The sequence below is a fragment of the Agrobacterium larrymoorei genome, assembly GCF_030819275.1.
In the GTDB taxonomy this organism is placed as follows: Bacteria; Pseudomonadota; Alphaproteobacteria; order Rhizobiales; family Rhizobiaceae; genus Agrobacterium; species Agrobacterium larrymoorei_B.
The window spans coordinates 2123553-2137211 of record NZ_JAUTBL010000002.1; the positions used below are offsets into that span (position 1 = coordinate 2123553).

Consider the following 13659-nt stretch of genomic DNA (forward strand, 5'->3'; position numbering starts at 1 on the left):
GAGAGTGCAGTGAGTGGACGGTTTCTTTCGATCGGCGAGTGCATGGTGGAGCTTTCGCAAGCGGGCGACGGCCTGCTGCGCAAGGGCTTTGCCGGAGACACGCTGAACACCGCCTGGTATGCACGCGCCTGCCTTCCGCAGGACTGGTCCGTCGATTATTTCACCGCCCTTGGCGACGATCCGCTCTCGCAGGAAATGCTATCCTTCATCGAGAGCGCCGGCATCGGCACGCAGCAGATCTCCCGTATCCAGGGCGGCACGCCGGGCCTTTACCTCATCAATCTGAAAGACGGCGAGCGCACCTTCAGCTATTGGCGCAGCACCGCTGCCGCACGCCAGCTAGCGGCAGACGCCGATCATTTGCGTGAGACCATCGAGGCTGCCGACACCGTCTATTTCTCCGGCATTACCCTTGCCATTCTCGCCAACCCAATCGCGGTCGAGACCTTCCTGTCCGAACTGCGCCGCGCCAAGGCGTCCGACAAGCAGGTTGTGTTCGATCCCAATATCCGCCCGCGCCTGTGGGCCAACCGCGACATCATGCTGGAGACGATCACCAACGGCGCACGCGCTGCCACGCTCGTCATGCCAAGCTTCGATGACGAGGCCGGTAACTTTGGCGACACCGATGTAGAGGCGACCATTGCCCGCTACCGTGCGCTCGGCGTTGCCAATATCGTGGTGAAAGATGGCGCGAAAGGCGCGACACTCGATTTCGGCGGTGAGCGCAGCCATGCGCGCGCCGAGCAGGCCGTAAAGGTGGTGGATACGACGAGCGCTGGAGACAGCTTCAACGGCGCCTTCCTCTCCCGCTTCGTCACCGGCAGCACGCCACAGGAAGCGGCCACCTTTGCCGCCAAGGCTGCCGCCACCGTCATCGGCCACCACGGCGCTCTCATCAGCCCGGATCTGCTGCCCAGGACGTAAAACGCCGTTGACAGCCTGTTCAAGAATTGTCGTTGGTCTGACGAAAATGGTCATTTCGAGAACCGGAGCGCAGCGTACTAGCGTAGGTGAGCACCGGAAGCGCAGAAATCGCCATTTGCAGGTGACCAGCAGCAGTTCTTTGAAAGGCTGTGACATGATGCTGTAACACGCCTGTCGCATACACGCGAAGGCCGGTAGATCACCGGGAGTCGCAAGCGCGAGGGTCGGCACAGCATGACCAGAATTACCATCGTCACGGATGCCTGGCATCCACAGGTCAACGGCGTCGTACGCTCCATCGAGAACACCAATGCCGAACTGGAGCGTATGGGCGTGGACGTCTGTATGGTAACGCCGCAGAACTTCCATTCCGTGCCCTGCCCCACCTATCCGGAAATTCGCCTTTCGGTCGCAAGCTATCGGCGGGTGTCAAAGGAAATCGAAAAGGGCCAGCCGTCTTACGTCCATATTGCCACCGAAGGTCCGCTCGGCTTCATGGCGCGCCGCTGGTGCATCAAGCACGGCATGCGCTTCTCCACCAGCTACCACACCCGTTTTCCCGAATATGTGGCGGCCCGCTTCCCCATCCCGGAAAGCTGGCTCTACGCCTTCGTGCGCTGGTTCCACAATGGCGGCAGCGCCTGCATGGTGGCAACGCCGAGCCTTGAGACGGAACTCCAATCCAAAGGCGTGAAAAACCTCAAACGCTGGAGCCGCGGCATCGACGCCAAGCTCTTCCGCCCAAGGCAAAAGGAAGAGCGCCCCTTCGGCCTCCCCCGTCCGATCTTCATGACCATCGGCCGTGTCTCGGTCGAAAAGAACCTGCCGGACTTTCTCGATCTCGATCTGCCGGGCTCCAAGGTTGTCGTGGGAGATGGACCGGCACGCGCCGAGCTTCAGCAGAAATATCCCGATGTGCTCTTTACCGGCGTGAAGACCGGCGAGGATCTGGCGAAAGCCTACGCGCAGGCGGACGTCTTCGTCTTCCCGTCCAAGACCGACACCTTCGGCAACACCATTCTCGAAGCGTTATCAAGCGGCGTCCCGGTCGCAGCCTTTCCGGTCACGGGTCCGCTTGATATTATCGGCGGCCATCCGAAGGCGGGTGCCCTGAACGTGGATCTCCGCAAGGCCTGCCTTGCCGCACTCGATTGCTCCCCGGAGGCAGCCCTTGCCGTCTCCCGCAACTATTCCTGGGAAAAGGCATCCCGCCAGTTTCTGGATAACGTGACGTCCGCCGCCACCAGCGGCCTTCCGGGCTTCTGTGCGGCGCATGCAATGTGAGCGGATCACGCGCAAGCGGCCTGCATTTTCAGTGGACGCACGAGCCCATTGCTGTCAGAAGGCGTCAGGACGCGACTGCCGTTATCTTTAGAACGGGGTCGGGCTGCTGATTGACGTCAGGCGGCTGCCGCGAGGTTACGCAGGCCGTCCTATTCTCTGTAGAGCGTGTCGCGATCTTTGAGATTCGCTCCTTACGCTTTAGATCTTTGTTTGATCGCATGCCGTTATCGCAAAACTGCTGACCACTTTTGCGTGGACCATGCTCTAGATCACCAAGCGCCGTTCAGCGCGTTTCCTGCAAGCGGGATCGTCCGGCTCTTCCCATTGCTGTCGCTGACGGAAATTTCGCTCTGCATCTGCTTGGGAGACTTGCGAAACCAGCCCGCGGCGATAGAGGCCAGATCGCCGATCATCCCATGCTTGCGCCAATCGGCGAAGCGCTGCGCCATCGCCTCTGCCTCATGCTTGAAGAAGAAATCGCCCGACTGCGACAGCTCGTTGATGGAGGAAGCCATGGACGACATGGGCTTCTGGAACATCTTTGCCGGAACCGAGAGGCCATGTGCCGCTTGCGGAAAAGCCGGCGCCATGAAATCGATCGCCCAACCATCCGCTTCCACCCAGCAGTGAAAGTTCTCGCCAGCGCCCGTCACATGGCCGTCCTCGCGATGATCGGCAAAGAGCAGCATCGTGCCGCCAAGATTATAGGCCGCAAGCCCACCCCTCGGCTTCGCCTTCACCTTGTAATGATGCTCCAGAATGAAGGCGCCAAACGTGCTGAAATACATCGACGCCGTCGCCGGATCGGCATTCTCGTTGAGAAGCAGACTGTTGATGACGCGATAGATGCGATGATAATCGCTCTGCTTGATCAGCATGATGTTTGACCTGAAGTAAGTGCAGGGGCAGATTGAGGAGGATGCGCTAGCCTTCCCTCCGCCGTCATCCTCGGGCTTGACCCGAGGATCCATTGGTTCCGGATGCGTGTAGATCCTCGGGTCAAGCCCGAGGATGACGGAGTGCTTGAGGCGGCCCTCAGCGAGGAAAACCGCTGACTACCGTTTCTTCGCCTTGTGCTCGAACGGATTGTCCGACCCGCGATAATGCACCCGGATCGGCACGCCCGGCATATCGAAATCCTTGCGCAGACCGTTGACCAGATAGCGCGTGTAGGATTCTGGAATGGCCTCAGGCCGCGTGCAGGAAATCATGAAGGCCGGTGGCCGTGCCTTCACCTGCGTCATGTATTTCAGGCGCAGGCGACGGCCCGACACCGCCGGTGGCGGATGCTGGGTGACCTGCATATCCAGCCAGCGATTGAGCTTGGCAGTGGAGATACGACGGTTCCATACCTTGTCGGTATCGATGATGTTCTGCATCAGCCGGTCGAGGCCGTAGCCGGTCTGGCCGGAAATCGGAACGGCGCGAATGCCGCGCGCCTGCGGCAGAAGCCGCTCGGTCTTTTCACGCAGGTCGGCAAGCACCGCCTGCGCATCCTCGACCAGATCCCACTTGTTGAAGGCCAGCACCGCTGCACGGCCTTCGCGGATGACCAGATCGACGAGCTGCAGATCCTGCTTCTCGAAAGGAATGGTGGAATCGAAGACGATGACGACGGTCTCGGCAAAGCGGATGGACCGCAGCGAATCCGCCACTGAGAGCTTTTCCAGCTTCTCGGTGACCTTCGCCTTGCGACGCATGCCAGCCGTGTCGAACATCTTGATGGTGCGGCCGCGCCAATCCCACTCGACCGAGATACTGTCGCGCGTAATACCGGCTTCCGGACCGGTCAGAAGACGGTCTTCACCGAGAAAGCGGTTGATCAGCGTCGACTTACCGGCATTCGGGCGACCGATGATCGCCACGCGCAGTGGCTTGGTGTCGTCATAGGCGGGCTCGTAATCTTCGTCCTCTTCCTCTTCGCTGGAAAGGACGACGTCGGTTTCGGCCTCTTCGAAACCGTCTTCCGGCGGAAAGGCGACATCTTCACCAATGGCGGCAACGATGGCATCGCGCAGATCGATCATGCCCTGCCCGTGCTCGGCGGAAATCGGGCATGGCTCGCCAAGACCCAGCGTATAGGCATCGTAGAAGCCGCCATCCGAGCCACGCGCTTCGGATTTATTGGCAACGAGCACCACAGGCTTGCCCCGACGGCGCAGCATTTCGCCCAGCGTCTCGTCGGCGGGTGTGAGACCATATTTGGCGTCGACGACGAAGAGCGTCAGATCGGCTTCCTCGATCGCCTCTTCCGTCTGCGCCCACATGCGCCCCTGCAGCGTCTCTGGCGCGGATTGTTCGAGACCGGCGGTGTCGATGATGGTGAAACGCAGGTCCACGAGTTTCGCGTCACCCGGACGACGGTCGCGGGTAACACCCGGCGTGTCATCCACGAGCGCCAGCTTCTTGCCAACCAGACGGTTGAACAGCGTGGATTTGCCGACATTCGGACGTCCGACGATGGCGACGGTGAAGGTCATGATAGTGCCCTAACTTCTATAGCGTCGGACCGGAAACCCAATGGGCTCCGGTCCGACGCCTTCAACAGAAAACCTTTACAGCTCTCGGCCATCCCTCGGACAAGCCATGCGCTGCAGGAAATGAGAATTTACGCTGCCTTGCCGGATGCGGCAATATTGTCGAGCATGATCTGCGCGCGGTTCGCCACATTGCGCGGCGCCTGAGAATCGCCGGTGATGAGTTCGAACCACTGCTTTGCCTGGGCGAAATTGCCGGCCTTGTACGCGGCAAGACCAAGCGCCTCACGCGCGGAGTTGCGCAGCGGCTGTCCGTCGGCTGAAAGCGCTTCCGCCTGTGCCGAGACCTGCTCGTACGTGCCGTTGTCGACCAGAAGAAAAGCCGCACGCACCTTCGCCATGTCACGGAAAATTTGTGGAGCGCTGGTGTCGTTACCGATGGCGGTGAAGGCAGCGATGGCGGCAGCGGCGTCGCCCTTCTGCGCGAGCAGCGTTGCGGCGCGAAACTTGGCGAGGATCGGATACGAGCCGTGGCCAGCACTTTCCAGATCGGTCAGAGCTTTGAGCGCTTCATCATTCTTGCCTTCGGAGGCGAGCTTCAAGGCGCTGGCGAACTGGTCGCCGGAGGCCGAGGCACGGCTATTGCTCCAATATTCGTAGATACCGGCACCAGCGGAAGCCAGAACGATCAACACCGCAGCACCAATCACGATCGCGCCGTAACGACCCCAGAAGTTGCTCAACTTCTCGGAGCGGATCTGCTCGTTCACTTCGCGGATGAAGCTGTCATTCTCGTGCGCCATCGAATTCTCCGTTACCCGCACCGGAAGGCGAAAAGCCGATCGGTCTGCGGACATGCCAAGGCAACCCTGTTGCGGCAGACCGAAAAAAGCCCACCACATTTATTGGTGGGCCTTCTAGCCTATTTTCCTTGAGATGTAAGGGGGAAACGTCAGTTTCCTACATCGCAATCGGTTGGACGCCGATCAACCATTCGTGCAGCTTCCAGATGAAAGCAACCCACAGCACGATGCCGAGGAGAACGGCGATCACATCGTAGCGCGCCGAAACAAACGGACGAACGAGATTTTCGCCGGCGCGGGCGCGGCGCTTGAGGAATATCCGCATCACCACACCCCAGGCAAGGAAGGAGGCAAAGAGGATGACGGAGGAGGTCTCGCCATTGGCGAGCAGATGCGCGAAGGCCCAGATCTTCACCGACAGTATCAGCGGATGCTTGGTCTTCGTCACGATGTGCCCGGCCGGTAGGGCACTTGCCACAAGACAGATCACCGCAAACAGCATCAGCGTGACGGCGATGTGGGCCATCCAGACAGGCGGATAGTAGAGCATGCCCGTCACCTGCCGCGCCTCGTTGAAGGCATAGGCAATGAAGACGATGGTAAGAATGCTGACCAGCGAATAGACGCCCTTGAAGGGCTTTTCACCGAGACTATCGATCAGGCGCGCACGAAGCCCCGGCGCAACAAGCCTGAGAGAATGGGTGGCGAAGAACAGGATGAGGGAGACGACGAGCAGAAGCATGGAGGCGTCCTTGCGCGGAAGGGAAGATAATCTTTTGACAATGAGTTATGGCTAAACCACAGGAAAAGCCAGTCAAATCAAAGCTTCGCCTTAATCCGAGAGCAAAAGGGCCGCTTTTAAAAATTCCGCGTGGTTCCCTCATGTTGCGTTCGCTTGCCGTCATCACCCTGTCTCTTGCCTGCGTGCCGCAAGCCTATGCGCAGGCTGCCGAGGGTGCGGCAAAGCCGAAGCAACTCGTTTTGGTGTCCTTCGATGGCGCAGGCGACAATGCGCTTTGGGCGAGAAGCCGCACGACCGCCAAGGAGGTCGGCGCCCATTTCACCTACTTCCTCGCCTGCACGCTTGTGATGGACCGCAAGACCAGTGCCAAGAGCTATCAGGGTCCCGGCCAGAAGCTCGGCCGCTCCAATGTCGGCTTCGGCCAGTCGGTGGAAGAGGTGACAACGCGTCTGCACCACATCTGGGACGCCCACCAGGAAGGCCACGAAATCGCCAACCACACCTGCGGCCACTTCGATGGTGGCAACTGGACGGCGGATCAATGGGACGCGGAATTCACCAGTTTCACCAGCGCGCTGGAAAATGCCTGGGCGGCCATCGGCAAGAAGGACGAGGAGCCGCAGGGCTGGCACGATTTCGTGCGCGGGATCAACGGCTTTCGCGCGCCCTACCTGTCGCAAAGCGATGCGCTGACCACCGCGCAGAAAAAGCACGGCTTCGTCTTCGACGCGACCAGCATCACGAAAGGACCGGCATGGCCGGTCCGCAAGGACGGCATCGAGCATTTCGGCCTGCCGCTGATCCCTGAAGGACCGGGAGACCGTCCGATCATTGCCATGGATTACAACCTCTTCGTCCGACATTCCATGGCAATCGAAACGCCCGCCAAGTCAGCGGAATTCGAGGAGCGCGCCTACAAGGCCTTCCGCGCCGCCTTCGACAAGCAATATGAGGGCGAACGCATCCCCCTCCAACTCGGCTTCCATTTCGTCAAGATGAATGGCGGCGCCTATTGGAACGCCTATGAGCGCTTGCTGCGCGAAGTCTGCAAGAAGGACGATGTGGCCTGCGTCAGCTATGAAGAGGCGATGCCGATCATAGACGCGCGGCGGAAGCAAAAGTCCGAAGGGTAAGGACGGCTATTGCCTATACAGCGACAGCACCAAGGTCGCATGTTTCCACCAACGGCTTTAAACGCTCACCGCCATTCCGCTCTTGAGCGGCGATGACGGTGAGCTTTGACAGTATCGACGGTTACGGCTTGTCCGCCGCCAACTCACCCTCTTCTGCCTCACGCTTCAAATAGCGCTGATCGATTTCCGGCAGCGGCTTGTCGTAGATGGCAGCCTCAAAGGCTTTCAGACGTTTATAGATAGACATCAGTTCGACGATCGTCGTCCAGGAGTTGATGAGATACTGGAACGATCCGCGCACCTGATCGAAGACGTTGCCGATCTGCGTGAACACGCCAAGTGTCACCTTGCCTGCTGCGATTGATGGAATGAGAACGATCAAGCTGTAGATGTTGTCAGCCTGAAGATAGAAAATGCGGGCAACGTTGAAATACATGTAATGAAAATAGAGCCGGAAATAGTTCTTCCGGACATTCGAAAACAACTCCTGCACAGTCGGCGGCTGAGCACGATCTGCGTGGTCTTCACCATAAACCAGCTCTTTACGATAAGCCGCTTCCACGCGCTGATTGCGGAATTCGAGGCCGGGTAGCTTGATACCCACCAGTGCAAGAAAGCCCGTTCCAAAAAGTGACCACAAGATCGCCGCCCACACCAGAGCATGAGGGACGTAACCGATAATCGGCAACTCGTTGATGGTTTCGGAGAAGGTGAAGAGGACGGGGAGGAACGCGATCAGGGTCATGATGGCCCTGACGAAACCGACACCCAACCCTTCGACGGTCGAGGAAAACCGCATCGTGTCTTCCTGAACACGCTGCGAGGCGCCTTCGATGTGGCGGAGCCTGTCCCAGTTCGCCATGTAGAAATCATTCATCGCCGTGCGCCAACGGAAGATGTAGTGGCTGACGAAGAAGAGATTGAGCACGCCGACGGTGATTGCAAAAAACAGAATGCCTGAAACGCCCACAAGGCCGAGATAAAGCTGTTCGGCCGTCACTGGCGCCGTCTTGGCGAGTGCTTGCTGGATCAGGTCGTAATACGGGCCGTACCACGCATTCATCGCAACGCTGACCTGCACGGAAAAATAGGTCGCAAAGACGATGAGGGCGGAGCCGAGAACCGACCACATCTGCCAACGATGCGGGCTGTAAATGAACCAGAAGCCCGCAAACACAAGCACGGCGGCGGTGTAATAGATGTAAAACCAAAGGAATGGCGGAGACCAGAAAATCGACACCCCCGTGATCGGTGCCTCTCCTGGTGTTGCTGGAGGCATGCCGAGTGCCGCACCCCAGTTTCGACCGCCCGCATACCAGAGGCCTATCATGAGCAAGGACCAAACAATGGCAGAGGTAAAAAACAACTTGGGTTTGGGAAAGAAGGAATGAAACACGTTCGAACTCTCGCGAGCTTGAGATCAGCCATTATTGGCGAAGCAGATTTGGGGAGAAATTAGGCCAGACACTTCGCCGACGCAATGCAGCAAACGCTAAGTTACGAAGATGTAAGCCAAAACCGGCGAATGCGGCTTTAACATTACAGCCGCATTACAGCGCAACCGTGCAAGAGCGACCACCTTACTCGGCAAGCGTCAGGATCAGCGGTCCGTTCTTGGTGGCAACCACGGTGTGCTCGAACTGTACGGTGGGCGCGCTGGGATCGCTGAAGAGCGTCCACGGATCGTCGTCACCATCTTCGGCCCAATAGGCACCCGTGGAAAGAAACGGCTCGACGGTGAAGACCAGGCCGTCGGTCATAATGCGGGTCTCATCCTTGTCCGGCCAGGTGGCGAGTTCTTTCGGCTCTTCATGCAGCGAACGGCCAATGCCGTGGCTGGCGAGATTGGTGATCAGCGTGTAACGGTTCTTCTTGGCAAAAGCGCCTATGGAATTGCCGATATCGGCGAGCGGCCTGCCAGCCTTCACCTGCTGCAAACCGGTCCACATGGCGCGCTTGCCATCGCGGCAGAGGCGCTCGATCTCCTTCTTCACCGGCGGCACGGCGTAGGAAGAGCCGGTGTCGCCGAAGAAGCCATCCTTCACCGCCGACACATCGATATTGACGAGATCACCCGCCTTGATGATGCGCGGTCCCGGAATGCCGTGGGCCACTTCTTCGTTGACGCTGATGCAGGTGGCACCCGGAAACTGATAGCAGAACTCGGGCGCCGACTGCGCGCCATTGCCTTCCAGGATATTGCGACCGATGGCGTCGAGTTCGGCGGTGGTGATCCCTGGCTCAAGAGCGTCGGCCATGGTCTGCATCGCAAGGGCGCAAATCCGGCCAACATCCTTCAGCTTTTCGAGCTCTTCTTCCGTCGAGATAACCATGCTGCGTCCATATCCTGCGCAATGTCTTCGGCAAAGGGCGCCAAAAGGCGCCCGATCATGCCGTGGCTTTCGCCCTATCGGCACTGCCAGTCAATTCTTTTCTGACGATTGGGGCGACTTTCGTGCCGTAAAGCTCGATACCGCGCATGATCTGCTCATGCGGCATCAGACCGATCGCCATCTGCAACAGGAAGCGATCATTCTTGAAAACGCCATGCGCCTTGATGATCTTTTCCGCCACCAGTTCCGGTTCGCCGAGGAAAAGATTGCCCTCCGCACTTCGCGCCATATCGTAATGCGCCCGGTTGGTCGGGCGCCAGCCGCGCTCGCGGCCAATGCGGTTCATCACCTCGGCCTGCGGCCCGTAGAACTGGTCCGCCGCCTTTTCCGTGGTGTCTGCGATGAAGCCGTGGACGTTGATGCTGGTCTTCTGTTTTTCGACCGGCTGGCCCGCACGGCGCGCGGCTTCCCGGTAGAGATCGAAGAGCGGCGCGAAGCGCCTGTACTCGCCGCCGATGATGGCAAGTGCCACAGGCAGGCCCATGGCCCCGGCCCGCGCCACCGATTGCGGCGTGCCGCCAACGGCGATCCAGACGGGCAGCGCCTCCTGCAACGGACGCGGATAGACACCGCGCCCATTGATCGGCGCACGCTTCTCACCGGACCAGGTGACGATTTCCTGGTCTCTCACGGCCAGAAGCAGATCAAGCTTTTCGGCAAAGAGATCGTCATAGTCCTCGAGATTGTAACCAAAGAGCGGATAGGACTCGATGAAGGAGCCGCGCCCTGCCATGATTTCCGCCCGGCCATTGGAGAGCAGATCGACGGTGGCGAATTGCTGGAAGACGCGGATCGGATCATCGGAGCTCAGCACAGAAACGGCGCTGGAAAGGCGAATGGTCTTCGTTTTGACCGCCGCAGCGGCAAGCACCGTCGAAGGAGAAGACACCACATAATCCGGACGGTGATGCTCACCCAGCCCGAAGACATCGAGCCCAACCTGATCGGCAAGCTCGATCTCTTCCAAAAGGTTCTTCAGGCGACGCGCACCTTCCGGGCCACGACCATCAGCCGGGTTCGGATTGACATCGGCAAAGGTGTAAAGGCCAAGTTCCATGCGCACGCTCCTCGCTCAATTGAACTTCTGAGATAGAGAGCGAAAGGCACCGGCGCAAATTCAAAATCTGAACCGGACGCTTCGAATTTCTCGATAGGTAGCTTGGTACACAACGCAATGATCATCGTCCGTGTGATCTGTCATATCAGGTAGGGACGCCCCTTCCGCACGACGTTGCGGTGAGGTTGAACCTCTTTTTAACGTCATCCTCGGCCTTGAGCCGAGGATCCACGTTTTCCAATAGCGTCAATGGCTTATGGATCCTCGCCTCAAGGGCGAGGATGACACCTGAGAGGTTTTTACCCTTGATTACAGGGCTGTTCTACCTGTAGGTCCACGCTTGAGTTGGTATCATGCGGCCAGGAAATCAGATGCGTCGTGCGCTCAAACGTTGCTGAGCGTCCGGCGCACCGCATTCTTCCAACCCTTCAACTTCCGCGCCCGAACCTCGCCATCCATCTTCGGCTCGAAGCGGCGGTCGCGGGCCCAGGTTTCGGCAAAGGCCTTCATGTCCGGCCACACCCCTGCCCGGCTGCCCGCCAGCCATGCGGCACCGAGTGCGGTGGTTTCGAGGATCACCGGACGGTCGACAGGCGCATCGATCAGGTCTGAGAGACGCTGCATCGTCCAGTCGGAGGCGACCATGCCGCCATCCACGCGAAGGACGATATCGCAATCGTCGTTCTTCCAGTCCTTGTGCATGGCATCCAGCAAATCACCGGTCTGATAGCAGACGGCCTCAAGGGCCGCACGGGCAAATTCCGCAGGGCCGGTCCCACGCGTCAGGCCGAACATGGCACCACGAGCTTCGGCATCCCACCAGGGTGCGCCGAGACCGACGAAGGCCGGCACCAGATAGACCTCCTGTGCATCGTCTGCCTTGTCAGCCAGCGCTCCGGTTTCCGGTGCGGAGCCGATCATCTTCAGCCCGTCGCGCAGCCATTGAACCGCAGCACCGGCAACGAAGATCGAGCCTTCCAGCGCGTAATAGGACTTGCCATCCAGACGATAGGCAATCGTCGTCAGCAGCCGGTTCTTGGAGCGAACGATGTCCTCGCCCGTATTCAAGAGCGCAAAGCAGCCCGTGCCATAGGTTGATTTCAGCATGCCGGGGGAGAAGCAGGCCTGGCCGATGACGGCAGCGTGCTGGTCTCCGGCGACACCGAGGATCGGTATTTCCGCGCCGAACAGGTCCCCATCGGCAATACCGAAATCCGCTGCGCAATCGAGCACCTCCGGCAGCACGGATTTCGGCACGTCGAGAATGTCGAGCAGTTCCTTGTCCCAGACATTCTTCTCGATGTTGAACATCAGGGTGCGTGCGGCATTGGTGGCATCGGTCACGAAGGACTTGCCGCCGGTCAGCCGCCAGATGAGAAAGGTATCGACCGTGCCGAAGCAAAGCTCGCCTTTCTCCGCGCGCTTGCGTGCACCCTTCACATTGGAGAGCAGCCAGGACAGCTTGGTGCCGGAGAAATAGGGATCGAGCAGCAGACCGGTGCGCTTGGCAAAGATCTTCTCGTGCCCGGCCTTCTTCAGCTTGTCGCAAAGCCTGGTCGTGCGGCGGTCCTGCCAGACGATGGCATTGTGCAGCGGCTTTCCGGTTTGGCGATCCCATAGCAGCGTCGTTTCGCGCTGGTTGGTGATGCCGATGGCGGCAATGTCGGAACCCTTGAGATTGGCCTTCTCCAGAGCGTGCTTGATCGACCAGACCACCGTCTCCCAGATTTCCTCGGGATCGTGCTCCACCCATCCGGAATTCGGGAAGATCTGGCGAAATTCCTTCTGCCCCGTTCCAACCACCTTCATCGCCCCGTCGAAGATGATCGCGCGCGTGGACGTAGTGCCCTGATCGATGGCGATAACGTAGCCGCCCATTCATTCCTCCCTGAAATCAATCGCGCGCACCACAATATGCTCAACAGACAAAGTCAAGCCACAAGCGGCGTCCGTTTCGAATCCAATTGCCAGTTCCCCCGGTTTGAGCATAACGTGCTGTAAAGTCTTGCATCGACGTCGAAAAAAGGGGAACGCATGCTAAGGACAGTCATCGTCACCGGCTCGACCAGCGGAATTGGCTTGGGCATCGCGCAAGCCTTTGCCAATAATGGCTGCAACGTCATGCTGAACGGCTTTGGCGATCCCGACGACATCGAAAGCAACAGGCTTTTGATGGAGGCTGAGAGCGGCACGCGCGTGCTTTATCACCCTGCCGACATGACGAAGCCGGAGGAGATTTTCGATCTCGTCAAGACCACGCATGAAAAGCTCGGCTCGGTGGATGTGCTGGTCAACAACGCAGGTGTGCAACATGTGGCACCGGTAGACGAATTTCCGCCGGAAGAGTGGGACCGCATCATCGCCATCAATCTGACAAGCGCCTTCCACACCATGCGCGCCGCCATCCCGTTGATGAAAACAGCCGGCAAAGGCCGCATCATCAACATTGCGTCGGCCCACGGACTTGTCGCCTCTCCGTTTAAATCTGCCTATGTGGCGGCAAAACATGGTATCATGGGCCTGACGAAATCCGCGGCACTGGAACTGGCCGAAACCGGCATCACCGTGAATGCCATCTGCCCAGGCTATGTGCTGACACCGCTGGTGGAAAAGCAGATACCGGATACGGCCAAGGCCCGCGGCATCAGTGAAGAGGCAGTCAAGAACGACGTGCTCTTGCGCCTGCAGGCGACGAAAGAGTTCGTGGCCGCAGAAGATGTGGCGGCAACGGCGCTGTTTCTGGCGAGCGATGCGGCCAAGCAGATCACCGGCACGCATATTTCCATCGACGGCGGCTGGACCGCGCAGTAGATCGAACACCACAATTCATTCGGGCCAAACCC

At 59.1% G+C, this 13659-nt stretch carries 12 protein-coding genes; 4 read left to right on the top strand and 8 right to left on the bottom strand.

From position 1 onward, the window contains the following. The first annotated feature begins 9 nt into the window (after nt 1–9). Both QE408_RS18875 and QE408_RS18880 read left to right on the top strand, forming a co-directional pair. Nucleotides 10–927 carry a sugar kinase gene (locus QE408_RS18875; RefSeq protein WP_306933821.1) on the top strand — a complete coding sequence of 306 codons (918 nt, stop codon included), beginning with the start codon at nt 10–12 and terminating at the stop codon, nt 925–927. 234 nt (nt 928–1161) lie between these two features. Continuing rightward, nucleotides 1162–2211: a bifunctional monoglucosyl/glucuronosyl diacylglycerol synthase gene (locus QE408_RS18880; protein ID WP_306933823.1), complete on the top strand. Its 1050-nt coding sequence runs from the start codon at nt 1162–1164 to the stop codon at nt 2209–2211. 269 nt (nt 2212–2480) lie between these two features. Here the strand turns inward: QE408_RS18880 and QE408_RS18885 are convergent, their stop codons facing one another. The 4 genes from QE408_RS18885 to QE408_RS18900 form a co-directional block, all read right to left on the bottom strand. Then, the gene (locus QE408_RS18885) at nt 2481–3089 is read right to left on the bottom strand and encodes a DUF2026 family protein (protein ID WP_306933824.1); all 609 of its coding nucleotides are present in this window, start codon (nt 3087–3089) and stop codon (nt 2481–2483) included. A 177-nt stretch (nt 3090–3266) separates the two neighbouring features. After that, on the bottom strand, nt 3267–4691 hold the full coding sequence (gene der, locus QE408_RS18890; protein WP_306933826.1) for a ribosome biogenesis GTPase Der: 1425 nt from the start codon (nt 4689–4691) through the stop codon (nt 3267–3269). A gap of 128 nt (nt 4692–4819) precedes the next feature. Further along, nucleotides 4820–5491, bottom strand: a complete 672-nt coding sequence (locus QE408_RS18895; RefSeq protein WP_306933828.1) for a tetratricopeptide repeat protein — start codon at nt 5489–5491, stop codon at nt 4820–4822. A 157-nt stretch (nt 5492–5648) separates the two neighbouring features. Then, nucleotides 5649–6233: an NnrU family protein gene (locus QE408_RS18900; RefSeq protein WP_306933830.1), complete on the bottom strand. Its 585-nt coding sequence runs from the start codon at nt 6231–6233 to the stop codon at nt 5649–5651. A 140-nt stretch (nt 6234–6373) separates the two neighbouring features. On the opposite strand from QE408_RS18900, the gene QE408_RS18905 reads away from it, so the two are divergent. After that, complete coding sequence (locus tag QE408_RS18905; protein ID WP_306933832.1) at nt 6374–7366, top strand: polysaccharide deacetylase family protein; 993 nt, start codon at nt 6374–6376, stop codon at nt 7364–7366. A gap of 121 nt (nt 7367–7487) precedes the next feature. Here the strand turns inward: QE408_RS18905 and bacA are convergent, their stop codons facing one another. The 4 genes from bacA to glpK form a co-directional block, all read right to left on the bottom strand. Continuing rightward, entirely contained in the window at nt 7488–8762 is a 1275-nt protein-coding gene (gene bacA, locus QE408_RS18910; protein ID WP_306933834.1) for a bacteroid development protein BacA, read from the bottom strand. Nucleotides 8763–8946: 184 nt separating this feature from the next. After that, complete coding sequence (map, locus tag QE408_RS18915; protein WP_306933835.1) at nt 8947–9699, bottom strand: type I methionyl aminopeptidase; 753 nt, start codon at nt 9697–9699, stop codon at nt 8947–8949. 55 nt (nt 9700–9754) lie between these two features. Further along, the gene (locus QE408_RS18920) at nt 9755–10816 is read right to left on the bottom strand and encodes an LLM class flavin-dependent oxidoreductase (RefSeq protein WP_306933836.1); all 1062 of its coding nucleotides are present in this window, start codon (nt 10814–10816) and stop codon (nt 9755–9757) included. A gap of 384 nt (nt 10817–11200) precedes the next feature. Next, the gene (gene glpK, locus QE408_RS18925; protein WP_306933837.1) at nt 11201–12694 is read right to left on the bottom strand and encodes a glycerol kinase GlpK; all 1494 of its coding nucleotides are present in this window, start codon (nt 12692–12694) and stop codon (nt 11201–11203) included. Between the two features lie 156 nt (nt 12695–12850). Between glpK and QE408_RS18930 the strand changes: the two genes are divergently transcribed. After that, nucleotides 12851–13627: a 3-hydroxybutyrate dehydrogenase gene (locus QE408_RS18930; RefSeq protein WP_306933838.1), complete on the top strand. Its 777-nt coding sequence runs from the start codon at nt 12851–12853 to the stop codon at nt 13625–13627. The last annotated feature ends 32 nt before the right edge of the window (nt 13628–13659 follow it).

Coding starts and splice junctions, on each gene's coding strand:
- QE408_RS18885 (WP_306933824.1), bottom strand. CDS start 3,089: ATGCTGATCAAGCAGAGCGATTATCATCGCATCTATCGCGTCATCAAC.
- QE408_RS18920 (WP_306933836.1), bottom strand. CDS start 10,816: ATGGAACTTGGCCTTTACACCTTTGCCGATGTCAATCCGAACCCGGCT.
- QE408_RS18900 (WP_306933830.1), bottom strand. CDS start 6,233: ATGCTTCTGCTCGTCGTCTCCCTCATCCTGTTCTTCGCCACCCATTCT.
- QE408_RS18895 (WP_306933828.1), bottom strand. CDS start 5,491: ATGGCGCACGAGAATGACAGCTTCATCCGCGAAGTGAACGAGCAGATC.
- QE408_RS18930 (WP_306933838.1), top strand. CDS start 12,851: ATGCTAAGGACAGTCATCGTCACCGGCTCGACCAGCGGAATTGGCTTG.
- glpK (WP_306933837.1), bottom strand. CDS start 12,694: ATGGGCGGCTACGTTATCGCCATCGATCAGGGCACTACGTCCACGCGC.
- der (WP_306933826.1), bottom strand. CDS start 4,691: ATGACCTTCACCGTCGCCATCGTCGGACGTCCGAATGTCGGCAAATCC.
- QE408_RS18880 (WP_306933823.1), top strand. CDS start 1,162: ATGACCAGAATTACCATCGTCACGGATGCCTGGCATCCACAGGTCAAC.
- map (WP_306933835.1), bottom strand. CDS start 9,699: ATGGTTATCTCGACGGAAGAAGAGCTCGAAAAGCTGAAGGATGTTGGC.
- QE408_RS18905 (WP_306933832.1), top strand. CDS start 6,374: ATGTTGCGTTCGCTTGCCGTCATCACCCTGTCTCTTGCCTGCGTGCCG.